This window comes from Enterobacter sp. GER_MD16_1505_Eko_090 (assembly GCF_003331015.1).
GTDB lineage: Bacteria > Pseudomonadota > Gammaproteobacteria > Enterobacterales > Enterobacteriaceae > Enterobacter > Enterobacter roggenkampii.
On the sequence record NZ_PUQF01000015.1, the window covers coordinates 39,484 to 66,063 of the forward strand.

Consider the following 26,580-nt stretch of genomic DNA (forward strand, 5'->3'; position numbering starts at 1 on the left):
AAACCAACCTTACCTTTGGAGACTCTGTGATGAATGACCATATTTGTCAGCAGATAGAGAATAGTGCGCACTACAGGGAGCTCGTCGATAAGCGGCAACGGTTTGCCTTCACCCTTTCCATCATCATGCTGATTATCTATGTCGGCTTTATTCTGCTGATCGCCTTTGCGCCGCACTGGCTGGGCACCCCGCTGCACGAGGGCACCAGCGTGACGCGCGGTATTCCCATTGGCATTGGCGTCATCGTGATTTCATTTGTGCTGACCGGCGTTTACGTCTGGCGCGCGAACGGTGAATTCGATCGCCTTAATAAAGCGGTACTGCAAGAGGTAAAAGCATCATGAAGAGAATTCTGACGGCGCTCGCCGCCACGCTTCCCTTTGCCGCCCACGCGGCAGATGCGATTACCGGCGAGGTACAGCGCCAGCCAACCAACTGGCAGGCGATTGTGATGTTCCTGATTTTCGTGGTGCTGACGCTGTATATCACTTACTGGGCGTCGAAACGCGTGCGCTCCCGTAACGATTACTACACCGCAGGCGGCAACATTACCGGCTTCCAGAACGGGCTGGCGATTGCGGGTGACTTTATGTCCGCCGCCTCGTTCCTCGGGATCTCCGCGCTGGTCTACACCTCCGGCTATGACGGCCTGATTTACTCCCTCGGCTTCCTCGTCGGCTGGCCGATCATTCTGTTCCTGATTGCCGAGCGCCTGCGCAATCTGGGCCGCTACACCTTCGCCGACGTGGCCTCGTATCGCCTGAAGCAGGGACCGATTCGCACCCTCTCCGCCTGCGGTTCGCTGGTGGTGGTGGCGCTGTACCTGATTGCGCAGATGGTGGGCGCGGGTAAACTGATCCAACTGCTGTTCGGCCTGAACTACCACATCGCGGTGGTGCTGGTGGGCGTGCTGATGGTGATGTACGTTCTGTTCGGCGGCATGCTGGCGACGACCTGGGTGCAGATCATCAAAGCCGTGCTGCTGCTGTTCGGCGCCAGCTTTATGGCCTTTATGGTGATGAAGCACGTCGGGTTCAGCTTCAATAACCTGTTCACTGAAGCCATGGCGGTCCACCCGAAAGGGGAAGCCATCATGAGCCCGGGCGGGCTGGTGAAAGACCCGATATCGGCCCTGTCGCTCGGTCTGGGCCTGATGTTTGGCACGGCGGGTCTGCCGCATATCCTGATGCGCTTCTTCACCGTGAGCGACGCGCGTGAAGCGCGCAAGAGCGTCTTCTACGCGACCGGCTTCATGGGTTACTTCTATATCCTGACCTTTATTATCGGCTTTGGCGCGATCATGCTGGTGGGGGCGAACCCGGCGTTTAAAGATGCGGCAGGCGCGCTGATTGGCGGCAATAACATGGCGGCGGTGCATCTGGCCGACGCGGTGGGCGGCAACCTGTTCCTCGGCTTTATCTCCGCCGTGGCCTTCGCCACCATTCTTGCGGTGGTTGCGGGTCTGACGCTGGCTGGCGCGTCGGCGGTTTCGCATGACCTCTACGCCAACGTCTTCCGCAAAGGCGCGAGCGAGCGCGATGAGCTGAAGGTTTCTAAAATCACCGTGCTGGTGCTGGGCGTCGTGGCGATCCTGCTGGGCATTCTGTTCGAGAAGCAAAACATCGCCTTTATGGTGGGGCTGGCCTTCTCCATCGCGGCAAGCTGTAACTTCCCGATCATCCTGCTCTCCATGTACTGGTCGAAGCTGACCACCCGTGGCGCGATGATTGGCGGCTGGCTGGGGCTGCTGACGGCGGTGATCCTGATGATTCTGGGCCCGACGATCTGGGTGCAGATCCTCGGTCACGCCAGCGCCATCTTCCCGTATGAATATCCGGCGCTGTTCTCGATTGCCGTGGCGTTTATCGGTATCTGGGTCTTCTCGGCTACCGACAATTCGCCGGAGGGTAACCTGGAGCGCGAGAAATTCCGCGCCCAGTTTATTCGTTCACAAACCGGTCTTGGCGTTGAGCAGGGCCGCGCGCACTAAACCTTTCTCCCCGGCCGCTCTGGCCGGGGAGTTCAAAACATCACCCACGCCACCAGCGGCGCAATCAGCACCATCGTCACGCCCGAGAGCATCATCACCAGGCTTGCGACAACCCCCTCCTGCTGACCGAGTTCATACGAACGCGCCGTCCCCGCGCCGTGCGACGCCGCGCCAAACCCCGCGCCTTTGGCCATTCCTTCCCGAATAGAAAGCCGCAGAAAGAGCATATCGCCCACCGCCATCCCAAAGACGCCCGTCACCACCACAAACAGCGCCACCAGGTCCGGCTGTCCGCCGAGGGGTTTCGCCGCCGCGAGCGCAAACGGCGTGGTCACCGAGCGCACGGCCAGGCTGCGCTGAATTTCATCGGGCAGCGTAAACAGTCTCGCCAGCCAGACGGAGCTACAGACCGCGACCACCGTAGCGGTGATCACGCCTGCGCTGAGCGACATCCAGTGGCGCCTGATAATCGCCAGGTTGTCGTAAACGGGCACGGCAAAGGCGATGGTCGCCGGGCCGAGCAGCCACAGCAGCCAGTGGGATTCACCAATGTAGTTCTGCCAGGAGATGTGGCCGAAGACCAGCATCAGCACCAGCAGGATCGGCGTGAAGACCAGCGGCATCAGCGGCAGCGCATGAAACCGGCGATACAGCCGCTTGTTGGCAAAGTAGATCGCCAGCGTCGCGATCAGGCACAAGACGCTGATCTGAAAGTTAGTCATGTTTGTGCCTGCTGATTTCAAAGCGATACACTTTATCCACCACCCAGGCGGTCGCTCCCAGCACCATCAGCGTACTCAGCGCGATCACCGCGAAGATGCGCCAGCCGTCCACCATCAGCAGCTGCGCATAGTTCACCACCGCCACCACGGCAGGCACAAAGAACAGCAGCATCTCCGCCAGCAGCCAGCGCGCCCCGGCGCGCACCCAGTTAAGGGGGATCACGCGACAGAGGATGAGCGTCAACATCAGCAGCATCCCCACCAGGTTGGCAGGCAGCGGCAGGTGGAGCCAGCCGACAAGATATTCGGCGAAAACAAACAGTCCCGCGTAGAGCAGTACCTGAACCGGGACCTGGAGTCGTTGCACAACGGCAGGCGTAACACGGCTTAACGCCACGGCCATGGGGGTTTTCCTCAAAAATGAGACGAGGCGCCAGTATAGTGAGCGCACGGTATGGACTGAAATGAATTAAAATCATCACAGGTATAGTTTCGAGGAATAATCATGGACATAAGAACGCTGCGCTATTTTGTCGAAGTGGTTCGCCAGCAAAGTTTTACCCGCGCAGCGGAGAAGTTGTTTGTTACCCAGCCCACCATCAGCAAGATGCTGAAAAACCTCGAAGATGAACTTAACTGTACCCTGCTGATCCGCGATGGTCGCAAGCTGCTGCTGACCGACACCGGACGCGTGGTGTTCGAACGCGGGCTGGCCATTCTGGCGGAGTTCCGCCAGCTGGAAGCGGAGCTGGACGATATTAATCATCTGACCAAAGGGGTGCTTCGCCTCGGCATTCCACCGATGGTGGGGATGATGATGGCCGGGCCGATCGGCCTGTTTCGCCAGCGCTATCCTGGCGTAGAGCTGAAGATTTCGGAGTTTGGTGGCTTAACCGTCCAGCAGGCCGTCACTAACGGCGAGCTCGACGTGGCCATGACCGCCCTCCCCGTTGAGGAAGAGAGCGGCCTGGCGACGCTTCCGCTCTTTAGCCACCCGCTGTGCGTGCTGGTGCCCCGCTCCGGCGACTGGCTGAAAAGGGACGCGGTGAAGCCTGAGCTGCTCGGCGAGCACCCTCTGCTGATCTACAACGAAGACTTCGCTCTCAGCCGCCAGCTGATGACGCTGTTTAACCACCATAACGTCAAGCCGCGCATCGCGGTGCGCAGCGGGCAGTGGGATTTCCTGGCCGCGATGGTGCAGGCCGGCGTGGGGATTGCCATTCTGCCGCAGCCGATTTGCGAACGTCTGGATAAAAACACGCTGCGCTGGATCCCGCTGGAGAGCGATCTGCACTGGCAGTTAGGGATGATCTGGCGTGAAGGGGTCTATTTGTCGCAGAGCGCGCAGGCGTGGCTGCAGTGTTGTGAGGGGTTTTGGGTGCGGTCTGAATAGTGCCCGGTGGCGCTGCGCTTACCGGGCCTACGTTCGAACCGTAGGCCGGGTAAGGCGAAGCCGCCACCCGGCAAAACAGCGCTACTGATTCTCTATCAACAGCGCTTCCAGCAGGTCCAGATCGTGCAGTAGCTTTTGCAGCGTCTCGTTGCTGATCTGGCGCGTGGCGCGCAGGTGATACAGTTCGGCACGCTCTGAGCGCAGCGCGGCCAGACGGAACCGGCGTTCCAGGTTCTCCTCCTGCAGCGAGCTTTCTACATCGTTACGCCCGTCCGCGCGGCGACGCAGGTTACCAATTACGCGGGAACTCACCTCCGTCAGCAGCTGATTGTCGATGTTCTCTTCCGCATCCGCGGCCAGGCGCTCTTCCATTTTCTGGATGGCGACAATCGCCACTTCGGCGGTCGCAGCACGCGCAATACGCTCTTCCTTGTGCTGCTGGGTCGAATCGCCAACATCAATATGCTGGAGCAAAATCGGCAGCATAATCACGCCGACGAACAGGGAGAACAGAATCACCCCCGCCGCCAGGAACACCAGTTCGTAACGCGCCGGGAAGACATCGCCCGTCGGCAGCAGCAGCGGAATGGAGAGCACACCGGCGAGGGTTATCGCCCCGCGTACGCCCGCAAAAGAGGCAATCAGCAGCTCACGCGTTGTCCACGAGCCGAACTCCATCGGTTTTTTCTTCAGGAAGCGGACGCTGAAGTTTTTCATCGTCCACAGCCAGCCGAAACGCACCAGCATCAGCGCCAGGTAGATCAGCACGATGTCGGTAAACAGCATCCAGACCTCAACGTTCGGATCGGCCTCCGCCGCCACCAGCGAGGATTCCATAATGCCCGGCAGCTGCAGGCCCAACAGCAGGAACACCATGCCGTTAAAGACAAACTCCAGCATCGCCCAGGTGCTGTTGGCACGCAGGCGCATCGCCAGCGGCGCGCGGCGCATCACGCCGGAGCGGGTGATGGTCATCCCTGCCGCGACCGCGGCCAGAATGCCCGACACGCCGATATGTTCGGCAATCAGATAAGAGGCGAACGGCAGCAGGAACAGCAGCACGATCTGCGTCGCGGGTTCATCGCCGCCCCAGCGGCTGAGGAAGCGCAATGAGCGGCCGTACAGCCAGCTCACCACGAAGCCCGCGAGAATACCGCCGATGGCTACCTTAAAGAACTCCAGCGTCGCGCCGCCGACGGTAAAGACCATCGTGCCCATCGCAACGGCCACGGCAAACTTCAGGGCGACCAGGCCGGAGGCGTCATTCATCAGCGCCTCACCCTGTAAAATCCCCATGATTTTCTTCGGAATGCGGCCTTCGCCCACAATGCCGGACAGCGCCACGGCATCGGTTGGCGACAGCACGGCGGCCAGCGCAAAGGCAGGAATTAACGGGATACCCGGTACCGTCCAGTAGATCAGGAAACCAATCCCGACGACGGTAACCACCACCAGCGCAAGCGCCAGGCCGAAGATCTCTCGCCCGTGCTCAAGGAACTCGCGCGTGGGCGTTTTCCAGCCATCGGCAAACAGCAGTGGCGGGATGAACAGCACGAGGAACAGTTCGGGGTCAAATTCCACGTGCAGGCCAAACGTCGGCCACGCCAGCAGCGCGCCGATGGCAATTTGCATTAATGGCAGGGGGACCTGAAAGGGCAGTACGCGTGTAACCACCCCGGATAGCGAGACCACAAGGGTCATGATGAGTATTGTGAAGAAGATTTCCATGCGTTCCCTGTTTGCTGTGTTGCTTATGTACTCCGGAAGGCGTCGTGCCTTTTATTCTATCTTCCCCAGAGTAACGCAAAAGGCAACAGGATGAGTCCTGAAAATAAAAACGGGCGGCCTGAGCCACCCGTTTTCGCATCAAAGGACAACTCAGATTGCCCAGCCGCCCGCGTAAAACGCCACCAGCGCAACGGCAATCACAACGGTGCCAACGTTCAGCTTGCGCCATTCACCGGAGACCAGACGACCAATCACCAGCGACGCGAAGCCGATCATAATGCCGGTCACGATGTTACAGGTCAGTACGATGAAGACCGCGGTAATCAGGCCAGACATCGCGTCAACGAAATCCGCAAAGTCGATTTTCGCCACGTTGCTCAGCATCAGCAGGCCAACGTACATCAGCGCTGGCGCGGTCGCGTACGCCGGAACCAGATAGGAGAGCGGGGAGAGGAACAGGATCAGCATGAACAGCACGCCCACGGTGATCGCCGTCAGGCCGGTTTTACCGCCCGCCGCCGTACCCGCTGCGGACTCGATGTACACCGCCGCAGGCGCTGCGCCCACCAGGCCCGAGAAGACGCTGCTCAGGGAGTCCGTAGTCAGCGCTTTGCCGCCGTCAATAATCTGACCGTCTTTATCCAGCAGGTTCGCCTGACCGGCCACCGCACGAATGGTACCGGTCGCGTCAAACACGGCGGTCATCACCAGCGCCAGCACGCTTGGCAGGATCACCGGGTTGAGCGCGCCAACGATATCCAGGCTGCCAATCAGAGAGTTGCCTTTGTCATCGCTCAGCGACGGCATGGCGAAAATGCCGGAGAAGTGGACGTTCGGATCGAAAATCAGGCCCACAATGGACACGCCGATAATAGTCAGCAGAATGCCGCCCGGGACTTTCAGTTTTTCCAGACCGATAATCACCGCCAGGCCGATCAGCGACATGATCACCGGGAAGCTGGCGAAGTGGCCCAGCGCAACCGGCAGGCCGTCGAGCGGGTTCTTGATAACCAGACCGACGCCATTGGCGGCGATCAGCAGCAGGAACAGGCCGATGCCGATGCCGGTACCGTGCGCCACGCCCTGCGGCAGGTTGCGCAAGATCCAGCTACGGATGCCGGTCGCTGAAATAACGGTAAACAGCACACCCATCAGGAACACGGCGCCAAGCGCAACCGGTACGCTGATGTGCTGGCCCAGCACCAGGCTGAACGCGGTAAACGCGGTCAGGGAGATGGCGCAACCAATCGCCAGCGGCAGGTTCGCCCACAGGCCCATCACGATAGAGCCCACGCCGGCCACAAGGCAGGTCGCCACAAAGACAGCCGCTGGCGGGAAGCCCGCTTTGCCCAGCATACCCGGCACAACGATGACGGAATAAACCATCGCCAGAAACGTTGTCAAACCGGCAACGATTTCCTGGCGCACGGTGCTGCCGCGGGCCGAAATTTTAAACATGGCGTCAAGTGAACCGCCAGTACGCGCAGATGGCGTAGACATAGAAAACATCCCCTGAGAGTTTTTTAGGAAGTCCGTAAGCGAGGTGGAGACGCCACTGCCAGCTAAACGTCAAATCCTTGTGTTGCGTTTGTGACGAAAGGGCGTCACAAAAAAAGCAAACGTTTAGCTCCGCGCTTACAAACGGGTGGTCAAATTAAGGCAAACGATTATCTAGCCTAATCCCCGCCCTTTTCAACTGAACTTTATCGTTTTTCGCTAAAATTCCCTTATGACGCTGAAGAAATAAACAGAGGATGCGCAAACGTTATCGTCTATGCGCAATTTGTTTACATTTCAATCCTCACCCGGGATGGATAACGGCCCCCCTTGTGCCAGGGTTCGTTGCCAGCCGGGGCTGTTTTCAACTTTCGTTTTCCATGCCTGACTATGCGGCAGGTTGTCGATACCGCCGCGCGCCAGCAGGGCAAAGATCGGGAAGCTCATTTGAATGTCGGCCATGCTGAGCGAATCCCCGGCAAACCAGCTGTTTTTAGCAAGGTGCGACTCAATAAAGCGCGCATGGGTTTCCAGCTGGCGGTTAAGGTACGCTTTCTGCACCCCCTGCCCAAGCGCTTTGCCCAGGGTTCGGATACCAAACGGCACCGGCGGCTTGCCGAGACTGCTGAAGACCAGCTTCATTAGCAGCAGCGGCATCAGCGATCCTTCCGCGTAGTGCAGCCAGAAGCGATACTGCACCTTATGCGCCGGATCTAAAGGCTTAAGCCGCGACTCGGCATCGTATGTTTCCTGCAGATACTCCAGAATGGCGCCAGACTCCGCGAGGATCAGCCCGTTATCTTCGATGACCGGCGATTTGCCCAACGGATGCACCTTTTTGAGAGCCTCCGGCGCAAGCATGTTCTTTTCGCGCTGATAGTGAACGATCTCATAAGGCAGACCGAGTTCTTCCAGCGCCCAGATCACGCGGTGCGAGCGCGACTGGTTAAGGTGGTGTACCGTGAGCATGGTTTTCTCCTGTTATTCATACTTTTTAACTATAGAAAATCGAACAACACCGCGAAAAAAATTCGGCTAAAAACCGGTCAGCGACGCTGGCGAAAAAACGGGTCTTGCATAGAATTAAAGTGTCAGCACAATCCGGAACCTCCCCAACCAGCTCGACATGAGGGGTGCTGACGTCGGGGGAAACCCTCCCGTGAACCAGCGGGATAGAGAGAAAGACAAAGACCGGGAAAAACTAAAGCGCCCTTCGTGGCGCTTTAGTTCTTTATTATGCGGGGTTTTGCCGGGTGGCGCTTCGCTTACCCGCCCTACGTTCTCGGTTTTGTAGGCCGGGTAAGGCGCAGCCGCCACCCGGCAAACCGATCTCAATCCTCTTCCAGCAACCGCGCTCCCGTCCCCTGCTCGCCCAGTTTGTCGCCGGGGTTACGCAACGGGCAGTCGCTGCGCGACAGGCAGCCGCAGCCGATACAACCGTCCAGCTCATCACGCAGCGCGACCAGCGTATGGATACGCCTGTCCAGCTCTTCTCGCCACTGGGATGAAAGCTCTTTCCACTCTTTCGGGCTCAGCGTATGCCCTTCCGGCAGCACGCCAAATGCTTCTCCAATGGTAGCCAGGGGAATGCCGATTCGTTGCGCAATTTTGATAATCGCCACGTAGCGGAGCACGTCGCGAGTATAGCGACGCTGGTTGCCGCCGTTGCGGATGCTTTTAATTAACCCTTTGCTTTCATAGAAGTGGAGCGCCGATACCGCAACGCCGCTTCGCTTTGCCACTTCGCCGGGTGTTAACAGCGCTTTAATGCGCGGCAATCTCTTTTCCATAAAACCTCTTTACCTCAAGTTAACTTGAGGAATTATACTCCCCCGCAGAGAAAACGACGAATCAACCGAGAAAGTTGTATCTACAGAGGGGCAACCTTATGTCGCATCAGCAGATTATTCAGACGCTTATTGAATGGATTGACGATCATATCGACCAACCGTTGAACATTGATGTGGTCGCGAAAAAGTCGGGCTATTCGAAATGGTATTTACAGAGAATGTTCCGCACGGTCATGCACCAGACGCTGGGTGAGTACATTCGTCAGCGCAGGCTGCTGCTGGCGGCGCAGGCGCTACGCTCAACGCAGCGGCCGATTTTTGATATCGCGATGGATCTTGGCTATGTGTCGCAACAAACCTTTTCCCGCGTGTTTCGCCGCGAGTTTGACCGCACGCCGAGCGACTATCGCCACCAGTTGAATTAATCACGCTCAGTGCAAAGGTTGCTGCTGCCAGGTCATAAATTCCTGGGGCGGCATCGCTTTCGCGAAGTGCCATCCCTGACAAAACTGGACGCCGCGCTTCAACAGCCAGCTCACCTGCTCTGCCGTCTCGACCCCTTCCGCAATGGTTTTCAGCCGCAGGCTTTGCGCCATCTCGATAATATGCTCGGCGATCAGATGGCTGGTGCTGTTGGTCGTTAAGGTATCGATAAACGATTTATCGATTTTCAGAATATCGACGTTCAGCGAATAGAGGTTGTGCAGGTTCGAATAGCCGGTACCGAAATCATCGATCGCCACTTCATACCCCGCCTGACGGAAAGCCTGAATCACCGGCGTGGTTTTAGGCACATCGATAAAACCGCGTTCCGTCACTTCAATTTTGATTTGCTGCGCGCGGACGGCGTAGTGGCGAGCCTTCTCAGAAATCATGGCGATCAGCCGCGAGGAGTGGAAATCCGTGGCCGACAGGTTAATCGAAATATAGAGATGAGGATGCTCGGCCAGGAAATGGCCCAAATCGCTGAACACTTCCTCAACGACGTAATCCGTAATCCGCTCGCTCATCCCCTCATTTTCAGCCAGCGGAATAAACTCAGCCGGGCTCATCACCTGCCCGTTAAAACCCGGCCAGCGTAACAACGCCTCCGCGCCGACACACCGGTTGTTCTTAATATCAATAATCGGTTGATAGTGCACGCAAAGCTGGCGTTTGTTCAGCGCCCGATGCAGTAAACGCCCCGGCGAATTAAGCTCACGATGAGTACGGGACCAGACCAGCAAAATAATAATGCTGCAGATCATGCCCAGCGGCAGTGTTAATGTCGCCTGATGATAAAGCGTTTCATAAAAGCGTTTATTCGATGTCGACACGATGGCCGCAATCGGTCTTTTAGGGGATGTGACGATCGTATAAAAGCGGTTATCTTTTTGAAATACCGATTCCTTATCCCGAATCAGCGAATTTAATAACGAAACGTTGGCTTTCTGACTGACGGAAAAGAAAGCATTGGTTACCGTGTCGTAAACCCCCCACGAGAGAGAATGATCCGCGGACATGACTTCGCTGTATGAAAGTGGATTAACGACCACTACATAATTTCCGCGCTGCATATATGTCATTTTATAGCCAGTATAAAATGGGGTGTCGCGATAATAATAGATAGCGACGTCAGGTTTTCGCGTGTAATTAGCGACGGGTATGGCGTAGGGTTGATCCGGTGTAAAAACGGTCGAACAAAGAAAATTCTGACCTTCAGCGTAAATTAAATCGGCAACAAACAGGCGACCACGAACAACGTTCAACATATATTGACGGTGTCCCGGGGTACAGAGCTCGCCCCGATATTTTTCTGCCTCGTCCCGGGCCAGATCAACCTGTTGTATAACCAGCTCAGTTTTGTCTAAAGCCAGTTCAGCAAATGTCCGTAGCTGGGCGCTTGTTTCAGACACGGCTCTTAGCTGGGCAAACCATAGCGCAAGCATCACCGGCAGCATAACTACCATGATGATCCCTACCACCCTGAGCATCTTGCGCCGCGCGCTACGATTCATTTCCCGCCCTATATCCCTGCATGTTGTACGCCTGTAGTAATGAAGGCCGGATGCTGTGTTAAACAGGTGATTACGTTGCATGAATCATGCGAAGTTAGCAACTGACTTTTCGTATTAAAAATCTTAAATTTCGTTATGACGATAATATTTTCCCGTAAGTGAAACTGTAAGTATTCGTTCCGTTTCAATTAAGGAAAATAATTATCCAGCCCTCGAGGACGGAGGGAAGATAACACAACAGACGATCGTTGATTAAGCCAAACTTCTGGCAGCATGAAAAAAGCGCACCTTTATCATGACGTTTTATGCTATTTACTGTGGGGCATTGTGTGCGTTGATTTATAAATAATCAGTCTTCGCCGCACTATTTTATGATTCGACTGAGCCCCTCTTATAAAAACCGAATTTGAGGTATCACCACTAGCCCGATGAACGTTTCCGGCACGCTGGGGGGCGCCTCCTCGCGCGCCGAAGGCAGGGCCAGCCTGCACACACTCTTTACCTGAGGAATAAAAATCGTTTTTTGATCGCACAGACACTGGCGAATAAATCAACAAATGTGATATAGTTCACACATATTCTGTAACGAGAAACACTGTTTCATTCAGGTCGTCTGTTTTGTAGAGGATGGGTTTATGGCAACCATTACTACCAGCATGGTTCTCCTGCGCTGGCCTTTGTTGAGTGCGGTACTGATGTTTTTGGCCAGCACGCTGAACATTCAGTTTCGTAAATCTGACTACGCGGGTCTCGCTGTCATCAGCACGCTGTTGGGGCTGGGTGCAGCATGTTGGTTTGCAACGGGGCTGCTTGGCATTACCCTGCTGGATATCGCCGCCGTCTGGGAAAATATCAAAGTGGTGATGGTTGAAGCGATGAGCCACACGCCACCAGACTGGCCAATGGTGATTACCTGATCCCTTTATGGAATAAAAAAACCCAGACGATGTCTGGGTTTTTTGTTTGAAGGACGCACAAATCAGAACGGAATGTCGTCGTCGAAATCCATTGGCGGTTCGTTAGACGGCGCCGGAGCAGACTGCTGCTGCGGACGAGACTGCGCGCCGCCGCTGAACTGGTTGCCGCCCTGTGGCTGCTGAGGCTGACCCCAACCGCCCTGCTGCTGGCCGCCACCTGCTGGTGCGCCACCGCCCTGACGGCCACCCAGCATCTGCATGGTGCCGCCGACGTTAACCACGACTTCAGTGGTGTACTTCTCAGCACCGGACTGATCGGTCCATTTGCGGGTACGCAGCTGGCCTTCGATATAGACCTGAGAACCTTTACGCAGATACTCACCGGCCACTTCTGCCAGTTTGCCAAACAGCACAACGCGGTGCCATTCGGTCTGCTCTTTCATCTCACCGGTCGCTTTATCACGCCAGGATTCGGAAGTAGCCAGCGTAATGTTGGCAACTGCGCCACCACTCGGCATGTAGCGTACTTCCGGGTCCTGGCCCAGATTACCGACGAGAATCACCTTGTTTACGCCTCTGCTGGCCATGTTCGTGTCTCCTGAATACGTTTCTTAATAGTGTAAACGCGCGAGTGTACCATTTCCACGCTGCATTTTGATAGCTGCGAGATGGATTCCAGAGTTCTCGTGCGAACATAACATTGTTACACAGTCCGTCAGAAAATGCATTCCAATACTGTATATTCAAACAGGTCAAATTGTGTCATAATTAGCCGTTTCTGACAGCCGTTTGTCCTTCAAACAAACCAGGCAATCCGTGTTCCAACCGGGAAAGGTGAATGGATAAGATCGAAGTTCGGGGCGCCCGCACCCACAATCTCAAGAATATCAACCTCATAATCCCTCGCGACAAACTCATTGTCGTGACCGGGCTTTCGGGGTCTGGCAAATCCTCACTGGCTTTCGACACTCTGTATGCCGAAGGACAGCGTCGTTACGTTGAATCGCTCTCGGCGTACGCGCGTCAGTTCCTGTCGCTGATGGAAAAACCGGATGTCGACCACATTGAAGGGTTGTCTCCTGCTATCTCTATCGAGCAGAAGTCCACGTCGCATAACCCGCGCTCCACGGTCGGTACCATTACTGAAATTCATGACTACCTGCGTCTGCTGTATGCCCGCGTGGGTGAGCCGCGCTGCCCGGACCACGACGTCCCGCTGGCGGCACAGACCGTGAGCCAGATGGTGGATAACGTGCTGTCGCAGCCGGAAGGCAAACGCCTGATGCTGCTGGCACCAATCATTAAAGAGCGTAAGGGTGAGCACACCAAAACGCTGGAAAACCTGGCAAGCCAGGGCTATATCCGCGCCCGTATTGACGGCGAAGTGTGTGACCTGTCCGACCCGCCCAAGCTAGAACTGCAGAAGAAGCACACCATAGAGGTGGTGATTGACCGCTTTAAGGTGCGTGACGATCTCGCCACGCGTCTCGCAGAATCGTTTGAAACGGCGCTGGAGCTCTCCGGCGGCACGGCCGTGGTTTCCGACATGGACGACCCGCAGGGGGAAGAGCTGCTCTTCTCCGCCAACTTTGCCTGCCCGATTTGCGGCTACAGCATGCGCGAGCTGGAACCGCGCCTGTTCTCGTTTAACAACCCGGCGGGCGCCTGCCCGACGTGTGACGGTCTGGGCGTCCAGCAGTATTTCGACCCGGACCGCGTGATCCAGAATCCGGAGCTGTCGCTGGCGGGTGGCGCCATTCGCGGCTGGGACAAGCGTAACTTCTATTACTTCCAGATGCTGAAGTCGCTGGCGGAGCACTACAAGTTCGACGTGGAAGCGCCGTGGGCCAGCCTGAGCCCGAACGTACACAAAGTGATCCTGTTCGGTTCTGGCAAAGAGAACATCGAGTTCAAGTATATGAACGATCGCGGCGATACCTCCGTGCGTCGCCACCCGTTTGAAGGGGTGCTGCACAATATGGAGCGCCGCTACAAAGAGACCGAATCCAGCGCGGTGCGCGAGGAGCTGGCGAAGTTCATCAGCAACCGCTCCTGCGCCACCTGCGAGGGCACGCGCCTGCGTCGCGAAGCGCGCCACGTGTTTGTGGAAAATACGGCGCTGCCGACCATCTCAGACATGAGCATCGGCCACGCGATGGACTTCTTCAATAACCTGAAGCTGTCCGGCCAGCGCGCGAAAATCGCTGAAAAAGTCTTGAAAGAGATTGGCGATCGCCTGAAGTTCCTGGTGAACGTCGGCCTGAACTACCTGACGCTTTCACGCTCGGCAGAAACGCTCTCCGGCGGTGAAGCCCAGCGTATTCGTCTGGCGAGCCAGATTGGTGCGGGCCTGGTGGGCGTGATGTACGTGCTCGATGAGCCGTCCATCGGCCTGCACCAGCGCGATAACGAACGTCTGCTCGGCACCCTGGTTCACCTGCGTAACCTCGGTAACACGGTGATCGTGGTGGAGCACGACGAAGACGCGATCCGCGCCGCAGACCACGTGATCGACATTGGCCCGGGCGCTGGCGTGCACGGCGGCCAGGTGGTGGCGGAAGGCACGCTGAAGGACATTATGGCGGTGCCCGAGTCGCTGACCGGCCAGTACATGAGCGGCAAGCGCAAGATTGAAGTACCAAAACAGCGCGTGGCGGCGAACCCGGAAAAAGTGCTGAAGCTGACCGGCGCGCGCGGCAACAACCTGAAAGACGTTACCCTGACGCTGCCGGTGGGCCTGTTTACCTGCATTACCGGCGTGTCCGGTTCCGGTAAATCGACGCTGATCAACGATACGCTGTTCCCGATTGCGCAGACGGCGCTGAACGGCGCGACGCTGGCCGAACCGGCACCGTACCGCGACATCCAGGGGCTGGAGCATTTCGATAAGGTTATCGACATCGACCAGAGCCCGATTGGCCGTACGCCACGCTCTAACCCGGCAACCTATACCGGTGTTTTCACGCCCGTACGTGAACTGTTTGCCGGTGTGCCGGAAGCGCGTTCACGCGGCTACACGCCGGGACGTTTCAGCTTTAACGTGCGCGGCGGTCGCTGTGAAGCGTGCCAGGGCGACGGCGTGATCAAGGTTGAGATGCACTTCCTGCCGGATATCTACGTGCCGTGCGACCAGTGCAAAGGCAAGCGCTATAACCGCGAAACGCTGGAGATTAAGTACAAGGGCAAGACCATCCACGAAGTGCTGGATATGACCATCGAAGAGGCGCGCGAGTTCTTTGACGCCGTTCCCGCGCTGGCGCGTAAGCTGCAGACGCTGATGGACGTCGGCCTGACCTACATTCGTCTGGGGCAGTCCGCCACGACGCTGTCCGGCGGTGAAGCGCAGCGCGTGAAGCTGGCGCGCGAGCTGTCAAAACGCGGCACCGGTCAGACGCTGTATATCCTGGATGAGCCGACCACCGGTCTGCACTTTGCCGACATCCAGCAGCTGCTGGACGTGCTGCATCAGCTGCGCGATCAGGGCAACACCATCGTGGTCATCGAGCATAACCTGGACGTGATTAAAACCGCGGACTGGATTGTCGATCTTGGCCCGGAAGGCGGCAGCGGCGGCGGTGAAATCCTCGTCTCCGGTACGCCAGAGACCGTTGCAGAGTGCGAAGCCTCGCACACCGCGCGCTTCCTTAAACCGTTGCTGTAATTGTCACACGGAGAGTTGCTGTCGGGTCGTTTCCGGCAGCAGCTCAACCGCCTGCTGATAGGACGCGTCCACCAGGTAGTAAATTTGCGAGCCTGGAATCGATCCATCCAGATAGACGGTGCTCCAGTGCGCCTTATTGAGGTGCTGGCTCGGCCTCACGTCATCATGCTGCTGACGCAGTAAATCCGCCAGTTCAGGGCTGGTTTTCAGCGACGCCGCCGGACGGCCCTCCACCTCTTTCACCATCGCAAACAGCACATCCCCCACCTTAACCTGCGTGGCTTTCCAGTCGCTATGGACGCTCTGCTCCGCGCCGGGCTTGCTCATGCAGTACTGAAGTATCTCCGAAATTGTCATCTTTATTCCCCTTGTAGCGTGGCGATAATTTTACGCGAACCACCGTGAATGCGATGCTCTCCCAGCCAGATCCCCTGCCACGTGCCCAACAGCAGCCGTCCGTTGTGGACCGGCAGCATCAGCGATACGCCCAGCAGGGAAGATTTGATATGCGAAGGCATATCGTCCGCCCCCTCATAGTCATGCTCGTAGGGCGCGTTGTCCGGGACGCTCTTCAGAAAATGACGCTCCATGTCAGACCGGACGGTGGGATCGCAATTTTCATTCAGCGTGAGAGAGGCTGACGTGTGCTGAAGCAGCAGATGCAGCAAACCCGTTTTGACCCGCGACAGGTCGCGGAGCTGCCCGATGACTTCATCCGTCACCAGGTGAAAACCGCGTGGTTTAGCGCTTAAGGTCAGGGTCTGTTGGTACCACATCTGCTGCTCCGTAATGAAAGATGAATCTTTCTAAGTGTGCAGCAAGAAGGCGAAAGGTAAAACCCGCAGCAGCGAGATTTGATTAAAAAAGAGTCAAACTCGCTGCCAGAGGCTTAATACTCCGAGTTGACGATCACCTCTTCACCAAACTTTCCGGCCATCGGCAGCGGTCGATAGGTCGAGTTAGACGCGCGTAACACCCTGATCCCTCTGGCACCAGCATCCTGCGCGGCGGTAATGTCGTTATCCGAATCGCCATAAAACACTTTGATGTTTTTCTTTTCCAGCCACTGGATTTTGGTGTTTTGCCCCTCTTTGTCACCCGCAAAAATGACCGGATTCATATTGGCAGCCGGGATCTGGAAATCGTCCTGCAGTGTTCTGGAGACGGTTTCCGTTTTGGTCTGGCTACGGCCGGTAACGAAGTAAATGCTGTCACCGCGCTTAACGTGCATAGCAATAAGCGCCCGGGCGACCTCTTTCGGGATGCTGTACTCGTCCCAGCCGTTATTCATTTTTTCCCAGAACTCCGGATTCTTCAGATACGCTTCGCTGTCCGGTGAATACATTTTTTTGCCGCGCCAGAAGCCAGGGCTTGAGAACAGCACGGTATCGTCAATGTCGAAGCCCACGGCCATTGGTGCGCGTCCCATCAGGCTGTTTTCGATTTGGGCCACGGAGACCCAGTGAATGGGCGCCTGTTCGGCAAGCATGGCGGCGGTGGTGCCGGTGTAAAGCGGCGTCGGCGCCGAGGCACGTGCGACGACGGCGCTATTAAGTGAGAACAATAAGCAGGCGGCGCTGAGCGCCAGTGTGATCTTGCGCATATTTTCCCCTGAATATTCAGCTTGTTATCGTTTTATTTTGAGTGAATGGTCAAAAAACTATCCGACCTTAACCCCAGCGGGAGGTGAAGGGAAGGAGTTTTTGCTTATGAAGCGGAATAAAAAGAAGACGATCACAAAGTGTGGATGAGTGATGTAGGCCCGGTAAGGCGCAGGCGCAGCCGCCACCGGGCAAGATTTTCTGCGGCCTGATGCCCTCTCCCACAGGGAGAGGGAGATAAAAAGTAGTGAGTACTTACATCACAGCTGCAAACGCCTGCGCCACGCGGTGAACGTTGCTGGCATTCAGGCCCGCCACGCACATACGGCCGCTGGCGATCAGGTAGACACCGAACTCTTCGCGCAGGCGATCGACCTGCGCCGCGCTCAGTCCGGTATAGCTGAACATCCCGCGCTGCTTGAGCAGATAGTCGAAGTTATGCCCTGGCACAGCCTCTTTCAGGACGTTAACCAGCTCCTGACGCATCGACAGGATGCGCTTACGCATCGCCTCCACTTCGGCAAGCCAGGATGCTTTCAGCGTTTCGTCACCGAGAACCGTCGCCACCACCTGAGCACCAAAGTTTGGTGGGCTGGAGTAGATACGGCGCACCGTCGCTTTCAGCTGGCCCAGCACGCGGCCCGCCGCTTCGGCGTCTTCACACACCACGGACAGGCCACCAACGCGTTCACCGTACAGGGAGAAGATCTTAGAGAAGGAGTTACTCACCAGTACAGGCAGCCCGGCGCTGGCAGCGGCACGGATGGCATAGGCGTCTTCTTCCATACCCGCGCCAAAGCCCTGGTAGGCAATGTCGAGGAACGGGATTAGGTCGCGGGTCTTCAGCACCTCGATCACCGCATCCCACTGGGCATGGGTGAGATCCGCCCCGGTTGGGTTATGGCAGCATGGGTGCAGCAGCACAATACTGCGCGCTGGCAGCGTGTTCAGCTTTTCCAGCAGCGCGTCAACGCGCACGCCGTTCGTTTCGCTGTCGAACCACGGATAGGTCGCCACCTTAAAGCCCGCGCCCTCGAAGATCGCAACGTGGTTTTCCCACGTCGGGTCGCTGACCCACACGCCTGAATCCGGGAAGTATTTTTTCAGGAAGTCTGCACCCACTTTCAGCGCGCCCGAGCCGCCCAGCGTCTGGATGGTCGCCACGCGTTTTTGCGCGAGCACAGCGTGATCGGCGCCGAACAGCAGCGGTGCAATGGTGTGGCGATAAGCGTTTAGCCCTTCCATCGGCAGATACAGAGACGCGCCGTGTGGAACCGCGTTCAGACGCGCTTCGGCTTCGGCAACCGCTTTTAATTGAGGAATAATGCCATCCTCGTTGTAATACAGACCGATGCTGAGGTTCACTTTGTCGCTGCGAGGATCTTCTTTGAAACGCTCCATTAAGGAGAGGATAGGGTCGCCGGCATAGGCGTCAACTTTCTGAAACACGCGATGGTTCTCCGGAATTCGATGAGGCAGGGATTTCAACAATAAACCGGAATATCACGCAACACCACCCCTTAAGATTATCCTGCGATCGGCATAGGTTTTTTGCGTCCTTTAGCCATGACATTTACCCAATATTTTCCCCTTCTCGCTTTCCGTAATGTGACTCCTGCGCAACCGCGCATTCACTGATTCAAGGAGTTCACATCATGGATTCACAATTTATTGGTTCAGTTATTAACGCCCTGCCGCTGGAGCATATGATCGGCGGTCCGCTGCAGGCGATGATCAAAGCACAGGTTCAGGCGAGCAAGTCCTATACCGACTTCCTGCTCTCTGTCTGCATTAAAGACGGCAAAGCCGTCGCGATCGAGTTCGACTACGACGAAACCGTGGTAGACGAACAAGGCGTGAACAAAGGCAGCGTGACCCGCAAGATGAGCATTCCGCTGCTGGCGGCGATCACGCACCCTATCATCTGTATCGAAGACGGCACCATCGACTTTGAGCTGGAAGTGAGCCAGAGCGAAGCCAGTTCCAGCAGTACCGAAGCGGAGGCCTCCGTGGAAGCGTCCGTCGGCTGGGGTGTCTTTAAAGCCAAAATGACCGGCAAGGTCTCCCATAAATCGGAGCAGACCCGTTCGACCGATACACGCGCGAAATACTCCATTCATACCCAGATCAAACGCCAGGAGCCACCAGAAGCTCTGCAGCGCGTAATTGACTACCTGACCAACGCCAAAACCAAGCCTGTCGCCGCGCAATAATCTTCCACGCCGCGACATACGTGCGATTCCGTAACGCAGGGGCTACCCGGGTAGCCCTTTTTCCAGGAGCGAAATATGTCTTTTAAAAAATGGCTGCGCGGCGGCAAGGATGAAGAGCCGGAAAACAGGACGGGCAAAGAGGATGAAGGCACGCCGCTGGTACAGGAAAACACGCCCCCTACGCCGCCAGCCGATATTCCCGGCGTGCCGATCTCGCTTGAAGATATCACGCGCGGGATGCAGTACGCGGCCACGGCAGCCAACGAACTGATTGCTCAGCAGTATATGAAAGCGCTGGATCCCTTTTTCGAACCTGCTGAGGACGGTTCGTTGGTTCCACGCACGGTACAGCTGGCACTGGATGAAAAGCACTACTTTGACCTGCCCTTGGTCGCACTTTCAACGCCGCGCGGGCTGATGCTGGAGAAAATGAAGGTCAACCTGACGATCCGTACGGAAGGCATGCAGGCACCTTCCCGCCAGTCCGGTGAAAACGAATTTGGTCGCTTTCATGTCAGCCTTTCGCCTTCCAGCGATAACAAAGGCGGGCGTGACAGCCGCCACGTCGATGTGGAGATGCAGTTTACCGCGCTTGAGCCACCGGAAAGCGTTATGCGCTTGATTGACGAATACACCAACAAGGTGATTCCCCGTCCGAAAGCAGAGGAGACTCCGTAATGCACACACAACCAGAACGTACAGGTGACAAGGGTATTCAGCTGATTTGCCAGTTTGAAGGACTGAAGCTGGAGCGTTATCGCGATGCCGTAGGTTTATGGACCATCGGCTATGGCCATTTGATCCTCAAAGAGGAGATGGAAAAGCTCACCAAAATTACTACCGGCGAAGCCAAAGATCTGCTGCGCAAAGATTTGAAACGCACCGAGGACGGCGTGAAAAAGCTGCTGAACCAGCCAGCAACGCAGGCGCAATTCGACGCGCTGGTTTCCTTCGCCTTCAACCTCGGCGTTGGCAATTTAAAGAAATCAACGCTGCTAAAAAAATTCAACGCGGGCGATGTTCAGGGTGCCGCACTGCAGTTCAAAAGCTGGAATAAGGCAGGCGGGAAGGTATTGGCCGGTCTGACGCGTCGCCGCGAGGCGGAAATGAAGTTATTTCTTGGTTAAATTTGGAGGTTAACATGACATCATCTGTGGCTTTAAAAAAAGTGATTTTCTTTGTACCCCTGCTTACCGTTATGCAGGTCAATGCAGCGTTACCCACCTGCGAGAGTGAGATTAAGGACGTTAATACCTTCCTGTCTTTACAGGGTACCGCCCGAATAAATGATGTGGATGATCTGGCAAAAACATTGCGCAGTCTCACACAAACTGGGCGACTGCCGCCGCGCTACATCACCAGTGATGAAGCGAAACGTCAGGGATGGTCGGGTAATGAAACAGAAACACTTTGGGGTATTAAACCCACCAATAACAAATGGATAGGCGGGGATAACTATGTCAGTTCAAAACTTCCCTCAGCACAATCCTGGTTTAGCGCCGATATTGATGTTTCTAAAGGATACCGGGGGACCAAACGACTGATCTACACCCTTTCCGGACCTCAGCGCTATATCACCACCGATAAATACCAACATTTAGTGGAAGTAAACGCCTGCAATTAATCCATACGTTAACACCGGAGAAGCATGATGGAACTGAAAACAGAATGTCTCCCAGCAGGCGTGCTCGGCTACAAGGCCTGCAAATATAAAGCAAAAGACTGGGATTCAACGAAGTATCGTAGTGAGGCAACAAACAATGATGAATGGTCTGGATTTTATACGGGTAGTACGGAAACCCTGACATTCGGCTATATGCCAGATTGCACTGACAATCAGGGGAATGGGACGGCCTATCTGAACATTGTGAACATAACTACACCTGCGCGTATTATTGTATGCCAGGATGAGAGATTTAAATCCCCGGTGCAGGACAAGACGGCATTATTAAATGAAATTAAAGAAGCATTACGCAGAATAGAAATTCCCGTAGCGGATAGTGATTTGTTAATACCCACACTAGCCCGCTATCGTTTCTACTTTAAATGTTACAATAACGAAGATAGTAACGATATGGAAATCATTATACCAAACGACCTGGTTGATAACGTAGCGCTACAAAGCTATAAGCAGCAAATATTTATAAATGGCGTTGGTCAGACACTGACCAAATATGTCAAATAGACATAATAATGTGGCTTTTATTCACAAAAAGACCCTCCTGCGAGGGTCTTGTTATCAATGAGGAGATTGTCATGTATACCTCCGTTCCTCCAGCTTTAATTAGCGCTTCACTCCTGGCTCTCGCAGGATTATTCGGTGGTGTCAGTATATCTTTTTTTTGGCAACCACAGCGCTTACATCAGCATAGTAAGTTCATTGCAGGCATTATATTTGGTGGAATCAGTATGGGTGCCGCCGTAGCGTTAGGCGGTCTGGCCGCAAGATGGTTGAAGATTGATTTAAACCAGTCGGATATCACCCTGGGATTAGGTTATATTCTCGGAGCAATGAGCAATGGTCTTATTGTTTGGTTGGCAAATTTTTTTCGCCGTCACGAGCAGCAAGATATTTTTGATGTCGCCTCAGTCATCAAGAAAAGAGTACGTAATGAAGCACTCCCCGACGCATCCCTTATTAATACTGATAAAGAGGACTAACATGAGCAGCGTAACAGACTGGTGGATGTTATTTATAACAATCATGCTGGACCTTGTTATTTCTTTTATTATTCTCTTTTGCGCTTACAGTAATAGAATTAAAAAACAGCCTATCCTCTATAAGATAGGATTTGCCGCGATAGCTTTTGGGCTATTTGCACAAAGCGGATTAAACATTGAAAGTTTGTTGACAGGCCATGATAATTTTAGCGCAAGTGTTCCTTTTTGGTTTCTTCAGGATGCTGGCACCTTAATGATCATCATTCGTTTCTTTTTAGCAAGATAATTATCGCATGACAAAATGCGTGACAAATGCCATCGTTGTCACGCATTTTTAAATAAAAAGTTTTCAGGATATAACGGAGTATAAATGATAACTCATTTATCAATGTATTTAAAATATAACCTTGCTGCTTGTGTGCGGTTATTCACCTGCAAACGATGAAATATTGATTCCAGATGGACCTTGACGGTACCAGCACTAATGTTCAATGCTCTACCGATTTGCTTGTTTGTTCCGCCATTTGCCAGCAAGCTCAATACTTCCTTTTGCCGCTGGCTAAGCATAAGAACGGGTGAATTAATTGTCGTTGCGGAACCCTGCATAATTACTTGCTCTGGGATACAGATAACTCCCGACAACACTACATTGATAACTTGTACTATTTTTTCAGCAGAGAGTGATTTTGTGAAAACACCTCTAATATTATGATGCTGATAAAGGTTAAAATTTCGCTCGCATGCTTTACGGAACATGATCACTATCGGCACCATCGGCCATTCAAGCTCAAGCTCTTCAACAAACTTAGAATAGTCCATATCGCCATCAAGCAGCACAATCGAAACAGGCATCGACTTGAGCACTTCTTTTGCATCTTCGTAGCTGTTAGTAGCAGAAAAAGTACATTCTGGCATGACTCTCTTCAGTTCATTTTTCATACTATGAATGTAGATCGGTAATTCATCGATCATCAATATATTCATCTCAACTTAACCTCATCCAAGTACTATTCTTTTAGGTTATGAATATTAACATCAACATATTCCAAAAATGAGTATGAGCGCTAATTAAGATCTTATAAAACATCATTTGCCATAGGGTAAATATCATATACAGCATGACTAACATCAAGATGAAGCAGGAGTACAATCCACAAATAATGTTCTGCATCATTTTCTACGAAAAATAGCATTTCCCACAGAGCATATATTCATTCATAACGCTGCTGTTTATTATTTCTGTGCTGTAAACACAATTAACCAAGGAGAAACATATGCCGTGGTCCAATCAATATGGTTTTAATTATAAAAATATGGTTTTTCAGAATTCGTGCTTCCCGAATTGCCTGCAGATGGTTCTGGCTAATTTCGGTACCTATTCCCGCAACGATATTCTCGAAAACCAGTGGGATGCACTTCAGGTTGCCCACCATCTTCCCGGTCTCGCTGCGCAGGCGCCGAATGAGGATGATGTTAATCGTAACCTGGCACGTACCGATCTAAAAGGAGCTGGCTGCCGGATTATCACTCCGTCAATGCTGGGAGATTACGTTAATCGTCAGGCGCTAGAGCAGGAGACTCAACACTATCTGGCTGGCTATAGTGCAATGATCATCGGTGTCGGGCATGCGACAGTGATTTACCGGACCACTACCGGGTTTGTTCATGTGATCCCTTCCCCGGACATCAACCAGGTGCACGTTGAACACTATGCAAACCTGGACCTTGATGTTGTCGAGCATCAGGGGCAACACGCGGTACGAGTGATTAACAGGGCGAACAAGCAACCGATTATTGCCGGAACCTTTGTAATGCTGCTTCGTCCGTAAAACGGTGACGGTGGCTCCCCAGGAGCCACCATTTTGCGGATCAATCCAGATACTTCATCGCCACCCGCGACGTCAGGCGGGTGATAAGTTCGTAAGCACTCACTTTAGTGATTTCAGCAATACGTTCAACGGGTAAACCTTCCCCCCACATCACCACATCGTCGCCGGGTTTATCCTGCGCTTCTAACCCCAGATCGACGCAAATCATGTCCATCGCCACGCGCCCAACGATCTTCACCTCGCGACCGTTAACCAGCACCGGCGTACCCGTTGGTGCAGCGCGCGGATAGCCGTCGCCGTAGCCCATCGCCACCACGCCGAGACGCGTGTCGCGCTCGCTGGTCCAGGTGCCACCATAGCCCACCGGTTCACCGGCTTTGTGTTCACGCACGGCAATCAGAGTAGACACCAGAGACATCACCGGCTGGAAACCCATGTCCGGTCCCCAGGGTTTATTCTCCAGCGGCGACACGCCGTAAAGAATGATGCCCGGTCGCGCCCAGTCGAAATGCGACTGCGGCCACAGCAGGATCCCGCCGGATGCGGCGATCGAGCGCATCCCCGGCTTGCCTTCGCAGAATGTATTAAAGATATCCAGCTGCCGCTCGGTCGCACCGCACTCGGGCTCATCGGCACGGGCGAAGTGGCTGACAATATTCACCGGCTGGCGCACGTTTTTACACCGGCATAAACGCTGATAAAACGCTTCGGCGCTTTCCGGACGCACGCCCAGACGGTGCATGCCCGTATCAAGCTTCATCCACACGGTCACCGGCTCGCTCAGCTCGGCGGTTTCCAGTGCGGCCAGCTGTTCTTCGTTGTGTACCGCCGTGTGCAGATGCTGATCTGCGATGGTTGGCAGATCGGTGGCTTCGAAAAAGCCTTCGAGGAGCAGAATCGGCTGGGTAATCCCCCCCGCGCGCAGGCGGAGGGCTTCTTCAAGACGGGCGACGCCAAAGGCGTCGGCATCGGGGAGCGTTCGCGCGGTCTCAAGAAGACCGTGTCCGTAAGCGTTCGCTTTCACGACTGCAACGAGCTTGCTGGCGGGTGCCAGTTCACGCAGACGTTGCAGGTTGTGTCGCAGAGCGCGGCGGTTAATGACAACAGTTGCCGCTTGCATTTGAATTCCTTAGAAATTACTCATCATCATATTGAGGACCGGCATAGTTGTCGAAACGCGACCACTGGCCGTTAAAGGTCAGACGCACCGTCCCGATCGGGCCGTTACGTTGTTTACCAATAATAATTTCGGCGATCCCTTTCAGGTCGCTGTTCTCGTGATAAACCTCATCACGGTAGATAAACATGATTAAGTCGGCATCCTGCTCGATCGAGCCGGATTCACGCAGGTCGGAGTTGACCGGGCGCTTGTCGGCACGTTGTTCCAGAGAGCGGTTAAGCTGCGACAGCGCCACCACCGGCACGTGCAGCTCTTTGGCTAACGCCTTGAGCGAGCGGGAAATTTCGGCGATCTCCAGCGTACGGTTGTCGGAGAGCGACGGGACGCGCATCAGCTGAAGGTAGTCGATCATGATAAGGCCGATACCGCCGTGTTCGCGGGCGATACGACGCGCGCGGGAACGGACTTCCGTCGGCGTCAGGCCGGAGGAGTCATCAATATAGATGTTACGTTTTTCCAGCAGAATGCCCATGGTGCCGGAGATGCGCGCCCAGTCCTCATCGTCGAGCTGACCGGTACGGATGCGGGTCTGGTCCACGCGTGACAGCGATGCCAGAGAACGCATCATGATCTGCTCGGAGGGCATCTCAAGGCTGAAAATCAGTACCGGCTTATCCTGCAACATCGCCGCATTTTCGACGAGGTTCATCGCAAATGTCGTTTTACCCATCGACGGACGCGCGGCGACGATAATCAAATCCGACGGCTGCAGACCGGCGGTTTTTTTGTTGAGATCGTCATAGCCGGTGTTCACCCCGGTCACACCGTCGTGCGGCTGCTGGAACAGCTGTTCGATACGGGCAACGGTGGCGTCGAGGACGTCGGCGATGTTTTTGGGGCCTTCGTCTTTGTTGGCGCGGCTTTCGGCGATTTTGAAGACGCGGGACTCGGCAAGGTCGAGCAGATCTTCACTGGTGCGACCCTGCGGATCAAAACCCGCTTCGGCGATCTCATTCGCCACCGAGATCATCTCGCGGACAACGGCACGTTCACGCACGATGTCGGCATAAGCGCTGATGTTTGCCGCACTTGGCGTGTTTTTTGACAGTTCTGCCAGATAGGCAAACCCGCCGACGCTGTCCAGCTGTCCCTGACGCTCCAGCGATTCCGCGAGCGTGATCAGGTCAATTGGGCTACCCGACTCCTGCAGGCGCGCCATTTCGGTAAAGATATGACGGTGCGGACGGGTGTAGAAATCCTCAGACACCACGCGCTCGGCGACGTCGTCCCAGCGTTCGTTATCCAGCATTAAACCGCCCAACACCGACTGTTCCGCTTCAATCGAGTGCGGCGGGACTTTTAACCCTGCGACCTGGAAATCCCGCTCGCGAGGTTCAGTCTGTTTGTTGAAGGGTTTGTTTCCTGCCATAGTGAATGGAGTTACCGAGATAAAGAGTGGGT

Annotated in this window: 29 protein-coding genes; 14 read left to right on the forward strand and 15 right to left on the reverse strand. The window is 55.0% G+C overall.

Translation table 11 applies throughout. The annotated features are described in order from the left end of the window. The first annotated feature begins 29 nt into the window (after window positions 1-29). Both C6A40_RS17145 and actP read left to right on the forward strand, forming a co-directional pair. A complete protein-coding gene (locus C6A40_RS17145; RefSeq protein ID WP_008503396.1) occupies window positions 30-344 on the forward strand; it encodes a DUF485 domain-containing protein in 315 nt (104 codons plus the stop codon). Continuing rightward, the gene (actP, locus tag C6A40_RS17150) at window positions 341-1,990 is read left to right on the forward strand and encodes a cation/acetate symporter ActP (protein ID WP_008503395.1); all 1,650 of its coding nucleotides are present in this window, start codon (window positions 341-343) and stop codon (window positions 1,988-1,990) included. The genes C6A40_RS17145 and actP overlap by 4 nt, the downstream gene beginning before the upstream one ends. A gap of 32 nt (window positions 1,991-2,022) precedes the next feature. On the opposite strand, the gene C6A40_RS17155 is transcribed toward actP, so the two are convergent. Both C6A40_RS17155 and C6A40_RS17160 read right to left on the reverse strand, forming a co-directional pair. Further along, on the reverse strand, window positions 2,023-2,712 hold the full coding sequence (locus C6A40_RS17155; protein ID WP_032664712.1) for an LrgB family protein: 690 nt from the start codon (window positions 2,710-2,712) through the stop codon (window positions 2,023-2,025). Continuing rightward, window positions 2,705-3,115: a CidA/LrgA family protein gene (locus C6A40_RS17160; protein WP_021242769.1), complete on the reverse strand. Its 411-nt coding sequence runs from the start codon at window positions 3,113-3,115 to the stop codon at window positions 2,705-2,707. The genes C6A40_RS17155 and C6A40_RS17160 overlap by 8 nt, the downstream gene beginning before the upstream one ends. 102 nt (window positions 3,116-3,217) lie before the next feature. On the opposite strand from C6A40_RS17160, the gene C6A40_RS17165 reads away from it, so the two are divergent. Then, window positions 3,218-4,105 (forward strand): LysR family transcriptional regulator, encoded by an 888-nt coding sequence (locus C6A40_RS17165; RefSeq protein ID WP_045335170.1) that lies wholly within the window; start codon window positions 3,218-3,220, stop codon window positions 4,103-4,105. An 81-nt stretch (window positions 4,106-4,186) separates the two neighbouring features. Here C6A40_RS17165 and C6A40_RS17170 read toward each other — a convergent pair whose 3' ends face one another. The 4 genes from C6A40_RS17170 to soxR form a co-directional block, all read right to left on the reverse strand. Further along, a complete protein-coding gene (locus C6A40_RS17170; protein WP_008503391.1) occupies window positions 4,187-5,833 on the reverse strand; it encodes a Na+/H+ antiporter in 1,647 nt (548 codons plus the stop codon). 150 nt (window positions 5,834-5,983) lie between these two features. Beyond that, window positions 5,984-7,333, reverse strand: a complete 1,350-nt coding sequence (gene ghxP / locus C6A40_RS17175) for a guanine/hypoxanthine transporter GhxP (RefSeq protein WP_008503390.1) — start codon at window positions 7,331-7,333, stop codon at window positions 5,984-5,986. Between the two features lie 294 nt (window positions 7,334-7,627). Continuing rightward, window positions 7,628-8,299, reverse strand: a complete 672-nt coding sequence (locus tag C6A40_RS17180) for a glutathione S-transferase family protein (RefSeq protein ID WP_008503389.1) — start codon at window positions 8,297-8,299, stop codon at window positions 7,628-7,630. A gap of 362 nt (window positions 8,300-8,661) precedes the next feature. Then, window positions 8,662-9,120, reverse strand: a complete 459-nt coding sequence (gene soxR / locus C6A40_RS17190) for a redox-sensitive transcriptional activator SoxR (RefSeq protein ID WP_008503388.1) — start codon at window positions 9,118-9,120, stop codon at window positions 8,662-8,664. A gap of 98 nt (window positions 9,121-9,218) precedes the next feature. Here soxR and soxS point away from each other — a divergent pair, with 98 nt between their 5' ends. Next, window positions 9,219-9,545, forward strand: coding sequence for a superoxide response transcriptional regulator SoxS (soxS, locus tag C6A40_RS17195; RefSeq protein WP_008503387.1), 327 nt, complete (start codon window positions 9,219-9,221; stop codon window positions 9,543-9,545). Window positions 9,546-9,551: 6 nt separating this feature from the next. On the opposite strand, the gene C6A40_RS17200 is transcribed toward soxS, so the two are convergent. Continuing rightward, complete coding sequence (locus C6A40_RS17200; RefSeq protein ID WP_023293514.1) at window positions 9,552-11,117, reverse strand: EAL domain-containing protein; 1,566 nt, start codon at window positions 11,115-11,117, stop codon at window positions 9,552-9,554. Between the two features lie 635 nt (window positions 11,118-11,752). Here C6A40_RS17200 and C6A40_RS17205 point away from each other — a divergent pair. Further along, the gene (locus C6A40_RS17205; protein WP_008503385.1) at window positions 11,753-12,034 is read left to right on the forward strand and encodes a YjcB family protein; all 282 of its coding nucleotides are present in this window, start codon (window positions 11,753-11,755) and stop codon (window positions 12,032-12,034) included. A gap of 62 nt (window positions 12,035-12,096) precedes the next feature. Here C6A40_RS17205 and ssb1 read toward each other — a convergent pair whose 3' ends face one another. Continuing rightward, complete coding sequence (gene ssb1 / locus C6A40_RS17210) at window positions 12,097-12,621, reverse strand: single-stranded DNA-binding protein SSB1 (protein ID WP_008503384.1); 525 nt, start codon at window positions 12,619-12,621, stop codon at window positions 12,097-12,099. Between the two features lie 251 nt (window positions 12,622-12,872). On the opposite strand from ssb1, the gene uvrA reads away from it, so the two are divergent. Continuing rightward, window positions 12,873-15,695 carry an excinuclease ABC subunit UvrA gene (gene uvrA / locus C6A40_RS17220; protein ID WP_045335169.1) on the forward strand — a complete coding sequence of 941 codons (2,823 nt, stop codon included), beginning with the start codon at window positions 12,873-12,875 and terminating at the stop codon, window positions 15,693-15,695. Between the two features lie 3 nt (window positions 15,696-15,698). On the opposite strand, the gene C6A40_RS17225 is transcribed toward uvrA, so the two are convergent. The 4 genes from C6A40_RS17225 to tyrB all read right to left on the reverse strand — a co-directional run bounded on the left by C6A40_RS17225 (window position 15,699) and on the right by tyrB (window position 18,745). Further along, window positions 15,699-16,052 carry an MmcQ/YjbR family DNA-binding protein gene (locus C6A40_RS17225; RefSeq protein ID WP_008503382.1) on the reverse strand — a complete coding sequence of 118 codons (354 nt, stop codon included), beginning with the start codon at window positions 16,050-16,052 and terminating at the stop codon, window positions 15,699-15,701. A 2-nt stretch (window positions 16,053-16,054) separates the two neighbouring features. Beyond that, complete coding sequence (locus tag C6A40_RS17230; RefSeq protein WP_008503381.1) at window positions 16,055-16,471, reverse strand: secondary thiamine-phosphate synthase enzyme YjbQ; 417 nt, start codon at window positions 16,469-16,471, stop codon at window positions 16,055-16,057. Window positions 16,472-16,584: 113 nt separating this feature from the next. After that, entirely contained in the window at window positions 16,585-17,298 is a 714-nt protein-coding gene (gene aphA / locus C6A40_RS17235) for an acid phosphatase AphA (protein WP_021242762.1), read from the reverse strand. A gap of 253 nt (window positions 17,299-17,551) precedes the next feature. Beyond that, window positions 17,552-18,745: an aromatic amino acid transaminase gene (gene tyrB, locus C6A40_RS17240; RefSeq protein WP_045335168.1), complete on the reverse strand. Its 1,194-nt coding sequence runs from the start codon at window positions 18,743-18,745 to the stop codon at window positions 17,552-17,554. Between the two features lie 206 nt (window positions 18,746-18,951). Here tyrB and C6A40_RS17245 point away from each other — a divergent pair, with 206 nt between their 5' ends. The 7 genes from C6A40_RS17245 (at window position 18,952) to C6A40_RS17275 (ending at window position 22,456) form a co-directional block, all read left to right on the forward strand. Beyond that, a complete protein-coding gene (locus C6A40_RS17245) occupies window positions 18,952-19,509 on the forward strand; it encodes a DUF2589 domain-containing protein (RefSeq protein WP_045335167.1) in 558 nt (185 codons plus the stop codon). 75 nt (window positions 19,510-19,584) lie between these two features. Further along, on the forward strand, window positions 19,585-20,187 hold the full coding sequence (locus tag C6A40_RS17250) for a DUF2589 domain-containing protein (protein ID WP_072050929.1): 603 nt from the start codon (window positions 19,585-19,587) through the stop codon (window positions 20,185-20,187). Then, a complete protein-coding gene (locus tag C6A40_RS17255) occupies window positions 20,187-20,636 on the forward strand; it encodes a lysozyme (protein WP_045335165.1) in 450 nt (149 codons plus the stop codon). The genes C6A40_RS17250 and C6A40_RS17255 overlap by 1 nt, the downstream gene beginning before the upstream one ends. A gap of 14 nt (window positions 20,637-20,650) precedes the next feature. Beyond that, window positions 20,651-21,133 (forward strand): ribonuclease domain-containing protein, encoded by a 483-nt coding sequence (locus C6A40_RS17260; RefSeq protein WP_045335163.1) that lies wholly within the window; start codon window positions 20,651-20,653, stop codon window positions 21,131-21,133. 24 nt (window positions 21,134-21,157) lie between these two features. After that, complete coding sequence (locus C6A40_RS17265; protein ID WP_049107607.1) at window positions 21,158-21,694, forward strand: hypothetical protein; 537 nt, start codon at window positions 21,158-21,160, stop codon at window positions 21,692-21,694. Between the two features lie 71 nt (window positions 21,695-21,765). Beyond that, window positions 21,766-22,170: a hypothetical protein gene (locus C6A40_RS17270; protein WP_045335161.1), complete on the forward strand. Its 405-nt coding sequence runs from the start codon at window positions 21,766-21,768 to the stop codon at window positions 22,168-22,170. 1 nt (window position 22,171) lies between these two features. After that, window positions 22,172-22,456, forward strand: coding sequence for a hypothetical protein (locus tag C6A40_RS17275; RefSeq protein ID WP_045335159.1), 285 nt, complete (start codon window positions 22,172-22,174; stop codon window positions 22,454-22,456). A gap of 92 nt (window positions 22,457-22,548) precedes the next feature. On the opposite strand, the gene C6A40_RS17280 is transcribed toward C6A40_RS17275, so the two are convergent. Further along, window positions 22,549-23,142 (reverse strand): helix-turn-helix transcriptional regulator, encoded by a 594-nt coding sequence (locus C6A40_RS17280; RefSeq protein ID WP_239991053.1) that lies wholly within the window; start codon window positions 23,140-23,142, stop codon window positions 22,549-22,551. Window positions 23,143-23,444: 302 nt separating this feature from the next. On the opposite strand from C6A40_RS17280, the gene C6A40_RS17285 reads away from it, so the two are divergent. Continuing rightward, window positions 23,445-23,999 (forward strand): hypothetical protein, encoded by a 555-nt coding sequence (locus tag C6A40_RS17285; protein WP_045335157.1) that lies wholly within the window; start codon window positions 23,445-23,447, stop codon window positions 23,997-23,999. Window positions 24,000-24,039: 40 nt separating this feature from the next. Here the strand turns inward: C6A40_RS17285 and alr are convergent, their stop codons facing one another. Together alr and dnaB are read right to left on the reverse strand one after the other, a co-directional pair. Then, window positions 24,040-25,119, reverse strand: coding sequence for an alanine racemase (gene alr / locus C6A40_RS17290; RefSeq protein WP_045335156.1), 1,080 nt, complete (start codon window positions 25,117-25,119; stop codon window positions 24,040-24,042). Between the two features lie 16 nt (window positions 25,120-25,135). Further along, entirely contained in the window at window positions 25,136-26,548 is a 1,413-nt protein-coding gene (gene dnaB / locus C6A40_RS17295) for a replicative DNA helicase (protein ID WP_008503375.1), read from the reverse strand. Window positions 26,549-26,580: the final 32 nt, after the last annotated feature.